Genomic DNA, 16,288 nt, shown 5'->3' on the forward strand with positions numbered 1-16,288 from the left:
CTTATTTGCTCCTCAAGGTTAGCGTGCTGCTGACGCTGTCTTCATTACTGTTCATCGCCCCGCCATCAAGCTGAAAGTCTTTGCTGACAATGTCTTTAAATTTCTCTAATTGTGCATAATTTTCAGCAACAACCTGCATTCTTAATTCATTACGGTTTGCGTCAAAACGCAAGGTGATAGGCTTCAGCTGAGGCACGCTAGAAAATGCTGGTTTTAGCTCATCTAGCATTTCAAAAAATGCCGCGCCGCCACCTTGACCTTGCATACTGCGTAATTGACTATTGATTTGAGATCGAATATCCACAATACGATTAACGCTTGGCGCTACCGATTTAAATATCGCCTCACTTTGGGCTTTCATTTCTGCTGTCTGATGATTTAATTGAGAAATAGCTAAGCCTTTATTGACTAGCGCCAACACCAACACAGCGACCATCATAATAGCCGCATTACGCCATAACATAAGATGTTTGCTATATTCGCGCTTTGGCTTATACGCGCCTGACAATAAATTAACCGGCGCATTCAAAATACCTTTGGCTAATACCATCATAGGGAGATCAAGTGGTTTTGGAGACAGCGTGATATGGTTAGCGTTAAAGGCTATCCCTTCACTGTAACAAGCAACATCAATGGTCTGCTCGACAGCGGCACTTTTTTGCGCATCCGCGACTAACTTTGGAAGCGCCAGCTCTGTCCATGTCTTAGGCAAACTGACACCCGAACCTTCACCGGTACGCAATAAATACTCATCACCACAGCTCATAATAGCCCAGCGACATTGCTCAAGCGGTAGGGCTAAACAATCAGGTACTATACGTTTTGCCTTTAACCCTGCATCCATTAACCATGTTAACCATAACTGCATTTGTTGATGCTCAACTGCAACCACATTGACACTGTCACCATGGCGAGTGCCCACCACAAAATGCATATCGTCAACGTCACTGGCAATAGACTCTTCTAACATAAACGGCAATGCTTTAAGCGCTTGGCGTTGTCCTTTTTCAGGTACCGCGATTTTAGTTAATGTCATGCTTGCAGCAGGTACCAACACATCAACAGGTCGATTACCGACACGTTCCGTTAAACTGTTAAGACTGAGCGCGTCAGGTAATTCACCTGAAGCAATAATCTCTTGCTCCTGCTCAGACCATACTAACCATGAACATGGGTGTTCTGCTGTTTTACCTAATCGGATAAATAGCCTTTCAGACACTGTTATTCTCCAGCAATCTCTTACCGCATAATGCGATTGAGTTTATTATTATTGTTGGCCACCGTACTGGCGAGTGATGACATCGATATTATTACCACTGCGTTTTAGTACGCTGTCCATTCTGAATATTGCATTATCTACTTTGGCACCTGAGCGCAGTAAAAAGTAGTCACTCGTAATCACAAAGCTTGAACGCAGAGTCGCTTCAGTTTTTATGCCTCTTACTGAGGAGTTCTCCCAAAAATCTTCTATTTTTTCAAAACCACCAGCGGGTCGCTGATTAATAATACTTTCGGCATCTGAAATAGATATCTGATTGTCTAGCATACCTACCATCAAGGCTGCTTGTTCCACTTCAATGGTATTTACATTTAATAGTTGGCGATCATCACCGGGTATTGCACAGATATAGGGTAATAATTTTACATATATATCTTGAGTAAAACCCAATACCGCCCGTAACTCACTGCGATGCTGCATTAACGTATTTGCCGCACGATAGGGTATTTTTCGTGACTCATATTCCGCATCTTCTGCTCCAAATGGGCCGGATAAGGTATCTACATCAATATAATCTTTTAGGGTATGTGTTAAACGCTCAGCCCCAAACTCATCCATACCTAGGGCAATTAACACCCCTTGAAACTGCTTAGCCGCTAAAGTGAGTTTGGGTTGCCCATTCTCAACCTCTTTTGACTCTAACCCTACAGCATTCAAATTAAAACAGGCACGCATGTCTTGTATTTTTCCGGCAATTTGACCGTCTTCGACAGGAAAAATCACATCGGCTAAAGCCCAATATTGCTGACGATGAACTATTTTACCGTCAGCATCTTCAAAGTCTTGTTTAAGGACTTTCATCGCCAACTCTTCACCTGATAGTGCATACCAATAAGCCTGGTCATATTGCGCTAAATTAAGGGTGCGGCGCATAGATAACTGGTTACGACTGGTAATATTAGTGGCAATTGTCACCACGACGGCCACAATTAAAATAACCACTATCATGGCTACGCCCTGTTGCTTATGACGTCCCATCAACCTCGTTCATCCTCACCGATATTACGGCCATTATCATCAGTATCTGTGCCATCATCGACCTTATCTTTATCAGACTCGTTACTGTTGTCCGAACCATTTTCAGGGTCGCTTTTATCGCTGGGATTTGGTATAGGCGCACCTTTGGGCAGTAAAAACAGCCGTTGTATTTCCCCTAACCCCTCAATGTCTAGCTTAATCGCAATCCCTTTTGGCATGGTGGTGCCATCGGTTTTTCGCTGCCATTTATCATTGATATAAAATGAGTATTCTATTGATAATACATTTTCAATAATAAGCGTTTTTAGTGGTTCTGCACCACTTTCAGGTTCTGGGTAAGGGTAATACCAGCGCTCTAGGCGGCCACCTTGCACAACATAGGCAACCGATTGAATGCTACCTCGAGGTAAAATACCATCAGGGTTTAACCAACCTAAGCGATAAAACACCAATGCCTCAGTCTCTGAATCAAGCATGTTGTCACCAGCTTGAAAATAACTCTTGCTACGCTCACCATCTAAACCACGAAATGTACGCGCCACAATCTGGCCCAAATCTCGTTCAATTGCACCAAAACCTTGCTGTAACGCTTTTAAACGAACGGAGAAAGTTTTGGTGACTTCATCGTTTTTCATCACGGTGGATAACACCGAGTTTGCTGCAAGACCAATCATCGCAAAAATAGCGATGGCAATAATCATCTCAAGTAGCGTAAACCCTCTTTGGTTTTTAACCGCGGTTGTGAACATAACTACTCACTTGTGCCACTATGCGTTTATAGCGCTCGTCTTTGCTCACACTCACGCGGATCATTCTAAAATTTTCATCGGTGGTTTTTACCACTTCCTGTCGCCAATACCATTCTTCTCCGGCTAGTTCTACCTGGCCATCTTTAGAGCCAATATCGGGGAATTTATCTGGTAAACGGGCTTCAACCATTTGGTTGCTGGCAACCCACTGCCCTAAAGTCCGCTCTTCTAATATCGGCATGTTGGCCATTTGCTCGCCTAGACTTTTAGTCACCGACACTGCTGCGATAGAAAATACCGCTAAAGCAACAATCACTTCTAGTAAGGTCATACCTTTAGCATTATTCATCAAAACGCCCTATCGACAGGCGACCTAGCGCATCGCCGACAACTAATACATCGATAGCTTGTCTGTTTTCATTGTAAGTCGTAAAGTTCAGTTCAAATGGTGTCATCTCACCACTTGGAAACAATAAAATTTGCGGTTCAGGATTTTTCTTTTTCTCTTCAGCGCTTGGCTCATCAATAAAGGGTTCATCAAACCAAGAGTCTTGTTGCTCATCTTCTTGGTCCAGTGGCATACCATCTAATACTAGATTAAGCGTCATACCTGGCGCTAACTCATGTTCAGATAACAGCTTATCTTGCTCTATGGATTGCCATTTACTGTCTTTATAATTCACAAATTGATATGCGCCATCGTCAACCACTATGCCAATGAATTGACCACTTAATACGGTTTCATCTAACACTAGCTCCACGGCTGTCATAAAGCGTTGAGCTTGCTTTTTTAGCGCTTGCTCAGGCCCAGCAGTGCTCATTGACAGGGTAACAGCCGAAGCGGCTAGCCCCATCAATAGTGCCACAAGCAAAACCTCTAGTAGCGTGAAACCCGATTGACGATATTTTTGCATGGTTTATTGGAAATCTTGTAAGTTCCAGTTACCGATATCATCTTCAGTACCTGGTTGGCCATCTGGGCCTGCGCTAAAAATATCTAATTTGCTATTCTCACCAGGGCTTAATAGTAAATAATCGTTGCGCCATGGATCTTGCGGTAACCGTTTAACATAACCACCTTCACGATAATTACGCGGTTCTGGTGATGATGTCGGCTTTTGCACTAAAGCATCTAAACCTTGATCAGTGGTTGGGTAGGTACTGTTTTCTAATTTATACATGTCTAATGCATTTTCTAGAGCAACAATATCTGACACGGCTTTTTGTTGATCAGCCTTGTCTTTGTTGCCCATCAAGTTAGGGACGACCATAGACGCTAAAATGCCTAAAATAACGATAACAACCATGACCTCAAGTAAGGTAAAACCACGTTGTTTGCTGTGCTTTTGCATTGAATATTTCCTCTAAAACAGTGTTGTTAATATTATGAGGATTAATGTCTTAGCATTAACCGCTGATTAAATTATTGAGTTCTAAAATAGGTTGTAAGATTGCCATTACAATAAATAACACCACACCCGCCATGCTAACAACAAGCAAGGGTTCAAATACTCCGATAGCAATATTGACGTTTGATTCAAATTCACGGTCTTGGTTATCTGCCGCACGTTCTAACATATTTTCTAGCTGACCACTTTTTTCACCTGAAGCTATCATATACAGCATCATAGCGGGAAACAGTTTAGTGTTGGTTAGTGCGGCTCCTAAACTGGTACCTTCTCGCACTCTCGCACTGGCATCATCAACAGCGGCACGCACTTTAACATTTTGCAGTACCTCACTGGCAATACGCATACCGTCTAATAATGGCACCGCGCTGGCAGATAAAATACTCAGTGTCCGAGCAAATCGCGCGGTATTGATACTCTTACTGACCTTACCAATCACCGGAAGTTTCAATAACAAAGAATCAAACTTCATCCGCATTGCGGGCTGAGTTAATAATCGTTTAAACCCAGCAAACAAAATAATGATCAAACCCACAAGAATAAAACCGTAGTTTTGCACAAAATCTGAAGCAAGAATTAAAAACTGGGTTGTTCCGGGTAACTCTTGCCCCATATGTTCAAATTGCCCTACCACTTTAGGCACAACGGCGGCCAATAACACCGCAATAACGCCTACGGCAACCGTAGTCAGTACCGCAGGATAGATCATTGCCTGAGTTAATTTTGATTTTAATTGCTGACGGCGTTCGGTGTAGTCGGCTAAACGATTTAATACCACTTCTAAATGGCCAGATTTTTCACCCGACGCTACCATGGCACGATATAAATCATCAAATACATGGGGGAACTCCGCCATTGAGTCAGCAAGGCTATAACCTTCAACAACTCGTGAGCGAACTGCCATGATCATATTACCTAAACGGGCTTTTTCAGATTGTTGCCCTACCGCTTTTAAGGCTTCTTCAATTGGTAAGCCTGCGGCAACTAAGGTGGCGATTTGTCGGGTAATTAGCGCTAATTCTGCAACCGAAATACGTTTTTTGAATAAGTTACCAAAACTAAAGCCGCCACTTTGTGAACGCGCTTCTTTATCTGCCACTTGCTGTATTTCTACCGGCATTAGGCGTTGTTCACGCAATTGACTACGGGCATGACGCGCCGAGTCGGCTTCTATCACCCCTTTTTGTTGCTTGCCTTTTTTATCAAGGGCTTTGTATTCAAACGCTGCCATTGATTATTCCTCGCGAGTAACGCGCAGTACTTCTTCTAATGTAGTCACGCCTGCTAGTACTTTACTCATACCATCATGACGAATACTTGGAATGTTTTTACGAACATACTTTTCAATAGCTAATTCACCACGACCACCGTGAATAAGCTCACGCACGTTATCATCAACCACTAGCAGTTCATGAATACCGGTACGCCCTCGATAGCCATTTTCGCCACAGGCTTTACAGCCTTTAGCACGGAAAATAACCCGTGTGTCATTGGCGGTTATACCTAACAACTCACGTTCACGCTCATCTGGCACATGCGACTCTTTACATTTAGGGCACAAGGTACGAATTAATCGCTGCGCCAATACGCCAAGTAAACTGGATGACACTAGAAAAGGCTCTACGCCCATATCTTGCAGACGCGTAATGGCGCCTGAGGCGGTATTAGTATGCAAAGTAGAGATGACTAAGTGACCAGTAAGTGACGCTTGCACCGCAATTTGAGCGGTTTCTAAATCACGAATTTCACCAATCATTACTACATCAGGATCTTGGCGTAATATGGCGCGTAAACCGCGGGCAAATGTCATGTCGACTTTGTTGTTAACCTGCGTTTGACCTATACCCTCTAGCTCATATTCGATAGGATCTTCAACGGTTAAGATATTGGTGTCTTTGGAGTTAATTTCGGTTAAGCCAGCATACAAGGTGGTACTTTTACCAGACCCTGTTGGACCGGTCACCAAAATTATGCCGTGGGGTTTACGAATAAGTTGATCAAATTGCTCGCGGATACCTGAAGTCATGCCTAATTGTTGTAAATCAAGGTTACCGGTATTTTTATCCAGTAGACGCATTACTACCCGTTCACCATGACTTGATGGCATGGTCGAAACACGCACATCAACCGCACGACCAGCTATTCGCAATGAAATACGCCCGTCCTGTGGAACACGTTTTTCGGCTATGTCTAATCGCGCCATCACCTTAATACGTGACACTAACAAAGAGGATAATTTGCGGTTTGGCTTTAAAACTTCTTTGAGTACACCATCAATACGGAAGCGAACAATAAGTTGCTTTTCATAGGTTTCAATGTGGATATCTGATGCTTCTTCTTTGATGGCTTCGGATAATAAGGCATTGATCAATTTAATGATTGGTGCGTCATCATCACCTTCAAGCAAATCTTCTGTTTGCGGCAGTTCTTCAGCTAAGGTAAACAAGTCCATCTCATTGCCAATATCTTCCATTAGCTGTTGTGCTTCTGACGAATTGGCTTGATAGGCTTGGGTTAATTTTGCCTCAAAAGTGTTTTTTTCCAATTTGAATAAGGGTAAATCTTTTCCGGTATAACGACGTACCTCAAGCATGGCTTCAATAGGTGTCGCTTCGGTGTAAAACAGCGACAACAGCTCATCTTGTTTTGCCAGCACCAATTGAAAACGATGGGCAAAAGTAAACGGTAGTCGCTCTTTGCTATTGGAGCGGAAGACTTCATCGCCTTCCACCTCTAGCGCTAACTCTTGAGATGCCTGCGCCAACGGATCCGCTGCGATATCAGTCATCATTCTGCTCACTATCGTTATAGTTGTTGCCGCTTTCGTTTAACTCATCTTGGTCAACTTTTTGTTTGTTTTCGTTAATGCTTCTTAATGCTGGGTCAGTTTCACGCATTTGGGTTTCTAACCCTTTACCATTTTTATAACGTTCAAGGACTTGGTTAACGTCATCTGGAACATACGTGTCTTGATCCCATTCATCTAATATTGGCACATTAGAGTTAGGCATTAAGTTAATGCCACCGCTTTGCTGCTCAAGCTGCAATGCGCGGAAATAGTTATATTTACGGCCTGCTATGCCTTCCATGGTAATACCGTCACGGATAATGGTTGGCTTAATAAACACCATTAGATTTTTCTTTTTCTTACCGCTTGATGACGATTTAAATAAATGGCCAATAATAGGTAAATCGCCTAAAAATGGGACTTTTTGTACGCTTTCTTGTACTTCTTCGCTGATTAAGCCGCCCAGTACCACAATTTGACCAGAATCCGCCATCACGGTAGTGGTTAAGCGGCGAGTTGCAAACGTCACATCGACACCGGTTTTACCATTAATACCTGACACTTCTTGTTCAATGGTGAGTTTAACTGACGTGCCTTCGTTAATTTGTGGTACTACTTTTAACTTAACACCGACTTCTTTACGCTCAACGGTTTGGAAAGGGTTACTGTTACCATTACTTGAATTTTGGCTACCGGTTAAAATAGGCACTTCATCACCGACAATAAATGAGGCTTCTTGGTTATCAAGGGTGGTAATAGACGGCGTTGCCAATACGTTTGAATTAGTGTCACTTGATACCGCTTGAATAAGCGCTCCAAAGTCACCCATTGCCACGCCCCAAGCCATACCGTTTACTTTGCCTAATGCTTGCGCAAGTAAAGTAATATCGCCAGGGGTATCAGGATTGTCAGTACACGTTTGGTTATCTCCCGCACCACTACAAGTTTGTGACGCCTTTTGATCTCGAGCACTCCATATACCCGCACCAATCTCGCCAATTGTCGGGCCTAGGTTATTAAACTGAGTGCCACCACCCGCTTCAGCAACCCATTGAATACCAAAACCAACATCATCGCCTTCGGCGACTTCAACAATAATCGCTTCGACCAATACCTGTGCACGACGAATGTCGAGTTGATTAATGACACTTTCAATCGTGCGCATTTGATCGGGCTCAGCACTGATCACTAATGCGTTAGTATCTGGGTGAGCCATAATGTTAATTTCATTACGGCGTTTACTGCTGCCACCGGCTTGGGTAGCACCGCCGTCTTTATCACTTTGTAAATTCTGTGCAAAACCGGTTAACACTTCAACTAAATCTTCAGCCTTGGCATAACGTAAGTAACGCACCTTAGTGTTGCCGGTAGTGGCTTGCTCTGCGTCTAAACGCTTAATTAATTCAACCACGCGTTGACGGCTTTTCTCATCACCACTAACAATTACAGCGTTCATACGCTCGTCGGCAACCACTTTAGGGGCTTGACCCGGTAATTGTGCTTGATTAGCACTTGAGCGATAAAGCGTATCAATAATACGAACTATTTCACCTGCAGACGCGAACTCTAATGACACGACCTGAACAGCGGTATCACCCTGCTTATCCACGCGGCGCACAATATCCACCAGCTTATTAACAACCGCGGCTCGACCTGAGATCATTAACACGTTGGATGGATCATAGTTAACAACGTTACCGCCACCTGCATTATCATTTAATTGACGCAGTAGCGGCGCAAGTTGCTTGGCTTCGGTATTGTATAACGCCACAATACGCGTCACCATTTCATCACCTAGGCCTGGGGTAGAGTCATCTGCCACACGAATAGCAGCAGTTTTAGCGTCTTTATCTTTAATGACCTTAATGACATGGTTTTCCATTTCAACCACGGCATAACCATAGACTTGCAGCACATTGAGGAAAAATTGGTAATACTGATCGTCATTTAACAGATCATAACTGCGCACATTAATTTTACCGCGCACGGTAGGATCGACAATAATGGTTTTATTCAGGTTTTTACCGACAATGTTAATAAACTCTTGTATGTCAGTACCTTTGAAATTGGCAGCATATTGTTCCGACCAAGCGCCATGGGAAGCGAGCATCGCAGCACCGGCTATCATGCCTGCAATAATCTTGTGTCGAAGTCCTTTGTTATTCATTATTCTTATTCCCCTAATGCCACTAATTAATGTTGTGGCAAACTAAACATGATTTCGACCAATTGTCCTTCGCGTTCGACCATTACTGACATTTCCGTCAATTCAGACAACTGCGTCATCACTTCTAATGCCTGACTCATTTCGGTCAGATCAAATCCGTTAATTGATTTAGCTAAATCACTCGGTTGGAACCCTGCTTGCTTAAACAGTTCCACATCTTTACCTGGATTTAAACGATACCCTGCTATCTCACCGTCTTTTTGAACGGGCGAAATGGCAATGTAATCGGTAATTTTACTTGGGTCAGACAGTAATTCCTGACGTGAATGAGCCAATTCAGCAGAAAGTGTGCTATTGCGCATATCTACTTTTCTAACATCACGAGTATCACGCTGGTCAGTTTTAGCCTGCTGAAGCTGTTGATTTATATTGCTTTGCGTGGTGTATGTTAAGCCATCTAACATCAAGGTCTCATAACGCCCTGAATTAGTAATGATAATGCGATCGGCGTAGACCTCTTTTAGTGAAGCAGAAGTCCCTTTAATTTTATCGCCAAGACTGTAGGTTTCTTGGTTGCCGCTAGATTCAATCACGGCCAAACCATGCTGCTCAGATGTTGATGCGACCACACCCGTCAAAAGAATGGATAAATTGGTTTTAGGCGCGTCAGTGATTTGCTCAACGACCTCAGCCTTAGGGCGGTTATTATTACTATCAATTTGACCAAATAATAATAAATTGCGCACAGCACTAAGCTCGACACGCTTAGCAGAAGACGTCGATATAGGAGAGGGTTGCCAGTTTGCCTGATTGTCAGACATGGGCATTAACTTCCATGTAATTTGTGCTGCAAGCAGCAACACAATTATAAGACCTAGCCCAAAGACAATATTACTCACTTGTTTATGAGGGATAACAGCCGCTTTGGTGATCAGTTTATCTAATAAATCCATAGGTTTTGGACCCTCTATACTTTTACAGTACAGGCCTCTGTTTTAATGTTAGTAATTAAGCAATAGCCACTTATGCTAACTCACACTGCAATACGCAACAAGCCCGCAACAGATCAATTGGCGAAATACGCCCAAATATGCTAACTTTACGCGCCTAAAATGGCTGTGAGGCCTGTCGCTTTTTACGATGATACTTTATCGATATGACGGTAAAATGAATCAGCTTGTGAATTCAGTCCTGTTTAGGAGGCGCTTTGAAAGACAATAAGTCCGATAAATCCACTATTAGGCTCGACAAATGGCTTTGGGCTGCTCGTTTTTACAAAACCCGCGCATTAGCCAAAGACATGATTAACGGCGGTAAAGTACATTACAATGGACAACGTACTAAATCCAGTAAGAATGCTGAATTAGGCTCTACAATACGGATCCGCCAAGGTCATGATGATAGAGAAGTCATTATTGTAAAGCTATCTGAACATCGCCAAGGTGCTGAAATTGCAAAAAGCCTCTATCAAGAAACTGAACAAAGTGTGGTTAAACGTGAGTTTAACGCCGAAGCAAGACGATTAAACATGCTAAATAACCCGGTTCCTGATCATAAACCGGATAAAAAACAGCGCAGACAGCTTATGCGCTTCAAAGAATTATAGAATTAGCCGATTAATCAATTAATCAGCTTATTACAGAAGAGATACGTGATGACTAACGATATATTACACCGCTACCTGTTTGATAACGCTGATGTCCGTGGTGAAATTGTTCAATTACAAGACTGTTACCAACAAGTGCTATCAGCCCATGATTACCCTGTCGCGGTACAGATTTTATTAGGCCAATTGATGGCTGCAACGTCTTTACTTACCGCCACAATAAAGTTCTCAGGCGACATTAGTGTCCAACTACAAGGTGACGGCCCAGTTTCTTTAGCAGTCATTAATGGCAATAACAAACAAGTATTACGCGGTGTGTCACGCTGGAAAGGCGATATTGCCGCAGATGCTAGCCTGCAAGATATGATGGGTAAAGGCTACATGGTAATCACTCTAACCCTGGACGAAGGTGAGCGTTATCAAGGTATTGTTTCGCTAGACCACCCTAATATGGCGGCATGTTTAGAAGAATACTTTAACCAGTCAGAACAGTTACCAACCCAAATCCAGCTCTTTGCCAACGGCCAACAAGCTGCAGGTATGCTATTGCAGGTGTTACCTTCTAAATCAGCAGAAAATGAAGACTATGAGCACTTATCAGCCATTACCGCCACGATTAAAGCTGATGAGCTATTCACCCTTGACGCGGAGCAAGTATTACACCGCTTATATCATCAAGAAGAAGTGCGTTTATTTGACCCTGTTGATGTAACATTTAAATGCAGTTGCTCACGCGAGCGCAGCGCAGCGGCTATTCGTACCATTCCACAAACAGAAGCAGAGCAGATTTTAGCTGAGGAAGGTAAAATTGATATGGGCTGCGAATACTGTTCGGTAATGTACACCTTTGATAGTATCGACATCGCATCTATTTATGCCATCAGCCCAACTAGCGACACAGCACAGTAACCACGCTACGTCCAAAAAGCTGAAAGAGTTTCACAAAAAAGGCGCTAAAGGCGTCTTTTTTAGTCTTTGTTCTCAGTAAAAAATAGACAAACCTGAAAAACTTTCAAAAAAATTACCAAACTGTTCGTTACCCCGCTTCCAACATACGTTACAATCACGCTACTGAACGGCATAAACATATAATAATAGCCTTTCAGAACACCTATTTCTTATGCTTTAGAGCGAAAACGACCTATAAAATTGGAGATTTACACTATGGCGGATGTATCAAACCGCGTTCACCTTAATCCGACAACTGCGCAACTTGTAGAAATAGCGCTTCTTCGTGGCGAAGGTCAACTTACCGCAAACGGTGCATTAGTGGCAAAAACGGGAGAAAGAACAGGACGTTCACCTAACGATCGTTTTATTGTTAAAGAATCAGGTTCAGAAAGCGAAATCGAATGGGGCAAAGTCAACCGTCCATTCGATGCTGGAAAATTTGATGCGTTGTGGGGTCGTGTAGAAGCTTATCTAGCAGACAAAGAATTATTTATGTCTGAACTTGAAGTCGGCGCAGATGATGATCATTATCTACCGATAAAAGTGACTACCGAATATGCATGGCATCAGATATTTGCACGTAATTTATTTATCGCCCCCGAAACCTTTAACCGTGGCAACAAAGATGTATGGCAAATAATCAACGCGCCTGGTTTTGTCTGTGTGCCTGAGCGTGATGGTACAAACTCTGAAGCAACGGTTATCCTTAACTTTGCTGAGCGTAAAGTCTTATTAGCCGGTCTTAAATACGCGGGCGAAATGAAGAAGTCGATGTTCTCGGTACAAAACTTCTTACTACCAGCCAAAGGCGTGTTACCAATGCATTGCTCGGCAAACGTCGGTCATGATGGCGATACCACCCTATTTTTTGGTTTATCAGGCACAGGTAAAACCACCTTGTCAGCCGATCCAAAACGCTTCCTTATTGGTGACGATGAACATGGTTGGGCACCGGGTGGCGTGTTTAACATTGAAGGCGGTTGTTACGCCAAATGTATCGATTTAAGCCAAAAGAATGAACCTGTCATTTGGGATGCGATTCGTTTTGGTACTGTGCTTGAAAACGTCGTGTTAGATGCTGATCGCGTACCGGATTATTCAGATACCAGCTTAACCGAAAACAGCCGCGCAGCTTATCCTCTTGAACATATTGCCCAACGTAAAGAAGAAAACTGTGGCGCAGAGCCAAACTCAGTGGTGTTTTTAACTTGTGATGTGTCTGGTGTATTACCGCCAGTTTCAATCCTGACCAAAGAGCAAGCTGCTTATCACTTCCTGTCTGGTTACACTGCTAAAGTGGGCTCTACAGAAATGGGTTCTACCGCCGCCATCCAATCAACATTTTCAACCTGTTTTGGTGCGCCTTTCTTCCCTCGCCCAGCGGGTGTTTACGCCGAGTTATTAATGAAGCGTATCGAATCATTCGGTAGCCGAGTTTACCTAGTCAATACAGGTTGGACAGGTGGCCCACATGGTGTTGGTAAGCGTTTTGACATACCAACAACTCGCGCCATTGTTGATGCTATTGTTAGCGGTGAGCTGAAAGACGTTGAAACCGTGCATATTGAGAAGTTGAATTTATCTGTACCTGTAGCGATTACCGGTGTTGATAGCAAATTGCTTAACCCAGTGAACACTTGGGCTGATAAGGCTGAATACGATAAGTATGCCCAGCAAATTGCCCAAGAGTTTGCGGCAAACTTCGTTAAATATGATGTGTCAGATGCGATTAAAAATGCTGGACCTAAGGCTTAACTCCCCTTGCTTTAGGTAACCATTTTAACCGCCAATAAGCCCTAACCTTGTTAGGGCTTATTTTTTGCCCTTTCACCATCTGCTTAAACTAGGTGCACGAATAGTCTCTTCTCGATTAACAACATTTCAGTTACCGTACTAAACCTGCGATTTAGATTCATCCACTCCAGCCGCTATATGCATAACAGATTAGCTATGTAACTAACTTTGTAACAAGCTTTAACATCTAGGTTATTTCGCCTAAAACGTTGCTATGATAAGTAATATTTCAAACTCATAAAAATAATTTTAAGCGAGCCAATATGCACCGATTAGCCCTATCAACCAGTATTGCTACCCTATTACTGTCATCATCATGTTTTGCCGATACACATGCTAAGACGCAATTTATTAATGATTCGATTTTACCGCCCATTCATACTTGGCAAGGCAAAAGTGAATCACTGTTGGTGGCAAGTGATAATCCGTGGGTGACGCCATTTGAGCTGCAAAATTATCTTAATAGCCCCAGTTATGCCGACACGGTAAGCTGGTTTGATAAACTTGTGCAAAGTAGCCCAATGCTTAAAAAAGTCAGCATAGGCAAAAGCCCACAGGGGCGTGATATTTGGATGATTGTCGCCTCTAAAGCCGGCGCTGCTACACCTGTTCAATTAAGCCAAAACAATCAGCCTACCGTATTAGTTCAAGCCGGTATTCATTCGGGCGAAATAGACGGTAAAGATGCGGGCATGATGTTGCTGCGCGACATAGCCCATGGCAATAAAGCAGCCTTATTAGATAATGCAAACCTACTTTTTATTCCTATTCTGTCGGTTGATGCTCACGAGCGAAGCAGTCAATACAGTCGCGTTAATCAACGCGGCCCCATCAATATGGGCTGGCGTACAACAGCCACCAATCTAAATTTAAACCGAGATTACGCCAAAGCAGATGCGCCTGAAATGCAACATCTGTTAAGCGCCATCAACCAATGGCAACCTGATTTGTACATAGATGTGCATGTTACCGACGGCATTGACTATCAATATGACGTCACTTTTGGCTATAACGTTAAGCAAGGCGCTAGCCCAAAGATATTTGCATGGTTAGACAACACTTACAGGCCAGAAATTGAATCTGCCTTATCAGCCAATGGTCATATTCCAGGTAAACTTATTTTTGCCAATGACAATACCGATATGCACAAAGGCGTATCTTACTGGAACCCAAGCCCACGTTTTTCAAATGGCTATGGTGATGCACGACATTTACCAACAATCTTAATTGAAAATCATAGCTTAAAACCTTTTAAACAACGGGTTTTAGGCACCTATGTAATGTTAGAGCAAACCTTAAAAACCGTCGGAGAGCACAGTAAAACCTTATCAGCGGCAATCAATCAGGATCAACAACGGCTGGCCAGCAATATTGTTTTAACCTGGAAAGATGAGCCCCAGGCAACATGGGACTTTAAAGGGATTGATTACACGCTTGAAAAAAGTGCCATCAGCGGCGCAAATGTGGTGCGCTGGACCGGAGAGCCCAAGCTTTATAAAGACTTGCCAGTTATCGGCAACACTAAAGCTGACATTCAAGTGACTCGACCCAACGCCTATTATATTCCGTCACAATGGACTGCCGTGATTGAAAAGTTAGCATTACACGGTATAGAGATGACCAGCTTAGCTAAGCCGATAACCATCACCGCCGAACAATATCGCTTTGAGCATCCCAAATTTGGCCAGCAGGATTATGAAAGTCGCCAAACAGTACAGGCCGACACGATAAGTGACACAATCAAAGTCACACTCGATGCTGGTACAATTAAAATTGATACCGCACAACCTCTCGGTAACTTAGCTATTTTGTTACTTGAGCCTCAGGCGGAAGATTCATTGTTTTTCTGGGGTTTTTTCAACACTATCTTTACTCGTACAGAATACATTGAAGATTATGCTGTTGAGCCATTAGCGGTAAAAATGCTCGCACAAAACCCACAATTGAAGGCTGAGTTTGACCAGGCATTGAAAGATAAAACCTTTGCCAGTGACAGTGATGCTAGATTACGTTGGTTTTATGAGCGTAGCCCGTATTACGACCAGCAATATCAAGTTTATCCCGTCTTAAGAGAAGTCCGATAAGCACAAATTAACCTTCGGAACTTGTCATGGCTAGAGACTCATCAAAGTCAGTTATTATTCACCACTATGATGAGTCAATCCTACCAAGATTACATGGCTCAGGTCCGTTGTATTGAGCGAACTATTTTGCTGGTTTGAACGTATATATAATTAGGTGCCGCTGTTAATTAAGGCTAATTTTTTATGTCTTGGCAGTTTTTTTATCGCAATTTCACGCATTGTCGCACTACTGCGGCAATGCAACGACTCTTGATAGACTAAGGTTAACGGGCCTTTACCTTTAAGATACTTTGCCGCCAAAGGGCCTGATGATTGATGTTCAGAAAATCGTCGAGGAACATCAGTGGTTATCCCGGTATATAAATGTCCGTTGGCACATTCAATTATGTATAAAAACCAATTTTTTGCCGATTTTTTTTGCTGCATATTTTATAAAAACCTTACGTTGGATCATAAAACACTACGATTATCATGGCATACTAA

The 16,288-nt window shown here is 42.9% G+C and carries 15 protein-coding genes; 4 read left to right on the top strand and 11 right to left on the bottom strand.

All coding sequences use genetic code 11. From position 1 onward, the window contains the following. Window position 1: 1 nt before the first annotated feature. Genes gspL through gspC form a run of 10 tightly spaced genes read right to left on the bottom strand, consistent with a single transcriptional unit; the run spans window position 2 to window position 10,323 of the window. On the bottom strand, window positions 2-1,219 hold the full coding sequence (gene gspL, locus L0B17_RS01560; protein WP_235087081.1) for a type II secretion system protein GspL: 1,218 nt from the start codon (window positions 1,217-1,219) through the stop codon (window positions 2-4). A gap of 48 nt (window positions 1,220-1,267) precedes the next feature. Then, window positions 1,268-2,257: a type II secretion system minor pseudopilin GspK gene (gene gspK / locus L0B17_RS01565; protein WP_235087083.1), complete on the bottom strand. Its 990-nt coding sequence runs from the start codon at window positions 2,255-2,257 to the stop codon at window positions 1,268-1,270. Beyond that, window positions 2,257-3,006, bottom strand: coding sequence for a type II secretion system minor pseudopilin GspJ (gene gspJ / locus L0B17_RS01570; RefSeq protein ID WP_235087085.1), 750 nt, complete (start codon window positions 3,004-3,006; stop codon window positions 2,257-2,259). Before gspJ ends, gspK begins: the two co-directional genes overlap by 1 nt. Further along, window positions 2,987-3,355, bottom strand: a complete 369-nt coding sequence (gene gspI, locus L0B17_RS01575) for a type II secretion system minor pseudopilin GspI (protein ID WP_235087087.1) — start codon at window positions 3,353-3,355, stop codon at window positions 2,987-2,989. Before gspI ends, gspJ begins: the two co-directional genes overlap by 20 nt. Then, window positions 3,348-3,920 (bottom strand): type II secretion system minor pseudopilin GspH, encoded by a 573-nt coding sequence (gene gspH / locus L0B17_RS01580; protein ID WP_235087089.1) that lies wholly within the window; start codon window positions 3,918-3,920, stop codon window positions 3,348-3,350. The genes gspI and gspH overlap by 8 nt, the downstream gene beginning before the upstream one ends. Before the next feature lie 3 nt (window positions 3,921-3,923). After that, complete coding sequence (gene gspG / locus L0B17_RS01585; RefSeq protein ID WP_235087091.1) at window positions 3,924-4,358, bottom strand: type II secretion system major pseudopilin GspG; 435 nt, start codon at window positions 4,356-4,358, stop codon at window positions 3,924-3,926. A gap of 55 nt (window positions 4,359-4,413) precedes the next feature. Next, complete coding sequence (gspF, locus tag L0B17_RS01590) at window positions 4,414-5,646, bottom strand: type II secretion system inner membrane protein GspF (protein WP_235087092.1); 1,233 nt, start codon at window positions 5,644-5,646, stop codon at window positions 4,414-4,416. A 3-nt stretch (window positions 5,647-5,649) separates the two neighbouring features. Next, window positions 5,650-7,203, bottom strand: coding sequence for a type II secretion system ATPase GspE (gene gspE / locus L0B17_RS01595; RefSeq protein ID WP_235089473.1), 1,554 nt, complete (start codon window positions 7,201-7,203; stop codon window positions 5,650-5,652). After that, the gene (gspD, locus tag L0B17_RS01600) at window positions 7,196-9,370 is read right to left on the bottom strand and encodes a type II secretion system secretin GspD (protein WP_235087095.1); all 2,175 of its coding nucleotides are present in this window, start codon (window positions 9,368-9,370) and stop codon (window positions 7,196-7,198) included. Before gspD ends, gspE begins: the two co-directional genes overlap by 8 nt. A gap of 26 nt (window positions 9,371-9,396) precedes the next feature. Continuing rightward, window positions 9,397-10,323 carry a type II secretion system protein GspC gene (gene gspC / locus L0B17_RS01605; RefSeq protein ID WP_235087096.1) on the bottom strand — a complete coding sequence of 309 codons (927 nt, stop codon included), beginning with the start codon at window positions 10,321-10,323 and terminating at the stop codon, window positions 9,397-9,399. 254 nt (window positions 10,324-10,577) lie between these two features. Here gspC and hslR point away from each other — a divergent pair, with 254 nt between their 5' ends. The 4 genes from hslR (at window position 10,578) to L0B17_RS01625 (ending at window position 15,805) form a co-directional block, all read left to right on the top strand. Further along, the gene (gene hslR, locus L0B17_RS01610) at window positions 10,578-10,976 is read left to right on the top strand and encodes a ribosome-associated heat shock protein Hsp15 (protein ID WP_235087098.1); all 399 of its coding nucleotides are present in this window, start codon (window positions 10,578-10,580) and stop codon (window positions 10,974-10,976) included. Between the two features lie 48 nt (window positions 10,977-11,024). Continuing rightward, complete coding sequence (gene hslO, locus L0B17_RS01615; protein WP_235087100.1) at window positions 11,025-11,885, top strand: Hsp33 family molecular chaperone HslO; 861 nt, start codon at window positions 11,025-11,027, stop codon at window positions 11,883-11,885. A gap of 255 nt (window positions 11,886-12,140) precedes the next feature. Then, window positions 12,141-13,682 (top strand): phosphoenolpyruvate carboxykinase, encoded by a 1,542-nt coding sequence (locus L0B17_RS01620; RefSeq protein ID WP_235087102.1) that lies wholly within the window; start codon window positions 12,141-12,143, stop codon window positions 13,680-13,682. A 302-nt stretch (window positions 13,683-13,984) separates the two neighbouring features. After that, window positions 13,985-15,805: a M14 family metallopeptidase gene (locus tag L0B17_RS01625; protein WP_235087103.1), complete on the top strand. Its 1,821-nt coding sequence runs from the start codon at window positions 13,985-13,987 to the stop codon at window positions 15,803-15,805. A 150-nt stretch (window positions 15,806-15,955) separates the two neighbouring features. Here L0B17_RS01625 and L0B17_RS01630 read toward each other — a convergent pair whose 3' ends face one another. Then, entirely contained in the window at window positions 15,956-16,231 is a 276-nt protein-coding gene (locus L0B17_RS01630) for a GIY-YIG nuclease family protein (RefSeq protein ID WP_235087105.1), read from the bottom strand. Window positions 16,232-16,288: the final 57 nt, after the last annotated feature.

The organism is Shewanella sp. OMA3-2, from assembly GCF_021513195.1.
Classification (GTDB): domain Bacteria; phylum Pseudomonadota; class Gammaproteobacteria; order Enterobacterales; family Shewanellaceae; genus Shewanella.

What these genes read in the sequence shown, in the direction of transcription:
- gspH (WP_235087089.1), bottom strand. Translation starts at nt 3,920, where the DNA reads ATGCAAAAATATCGTCAATCGGGTTTCACGCTACTAGAGGTTTTGCTT.
- gspI (WP_235087087.1), bottom strand. Translation starts at nt 3,355, where the DNA reads ATGAATAATGCTAAAGGTATGACCTTACTAGAAGTGATTGTTGCTTTA.
- gspE (WP_235089473.1), bottom strand. Translation starts at nt 7,203, where the DNA reads ATGACTGATATCGCAGCGGATCCGTTGGCGCAGGCATCTCAAGAGTTA.
- gspK (WP_235087083.1), bottom strand. Translation starts at nt 2,257, where the DNA reads ATGGGACGTCATAAGCAACAGGGCGTAGCCATGATAGTGGTTATTTTA.
- gspF (WP_235087092.1), bottom strand. Translation starts at nt 5,646, where the DNA reads ATGGCAGCGTTTGAATACAAAGCCCTTGATAAAAAAGGCAAGCAACAA.
- gspG (WP_235087091.1), bottom strand. Translation starts at nt 4,358, where the DNA reads ATGCAAAAGCACAGCAAACAACGTGGTTTTACCTTACTTGAGGTCATG.
- L0B17_RS01620 (WP_235087102.1), top strand. Translation starts at nt 12,141, where the DNA reads ATGGCGGATGTATCAAACCGCGTTCACCTTAATCCGACAACTGCGCAA.
- hslO (WP_235087100.1), top strand. Translation starts at nt 11,025, where the DNA reads ATGACTAACGATATATTACACCGCTACCTGTTTGATAACGCTGATGTC.
- gspC (WP_235087096.1), bottom strand. Translation starts at nt 10,323, where the DNA reads ATGGATTTATTAGATAAACTGATCACCAAAGCGGCTGTTATCCCTCAT.
- gspJ (WP_235087085.1), bottom strand. Translation starts at nt 3,006, where the DNA reads ATGTTCACAACCGCGGTTAAAAACCAAAGAGGGTTTACGCTACTTGAG.
- L0B17_RS01630 (WP_235087105.1), bottom strand. Translation starts at nt 16,231, where the DNA reads ATGCAGCAAAAAAAATCGGCAAAAAATTGGTTTTTATACATAATTGAA.
- gspD (WP_235087095.1), bottom strand. Translation starts at nt 9,370, where the DNA reads ATGAATAACAAAGGACTTCGACACAAGATTATTGCAGGCATGATAGCC.
- L0B17_RS01625 (WP_235087103.1), top strand. Translation starts at nt 13,985, where the DNA reads ATGCACCGATTAGCCCTATCAACCAGTATTGCTACCCTATTACTGTCA.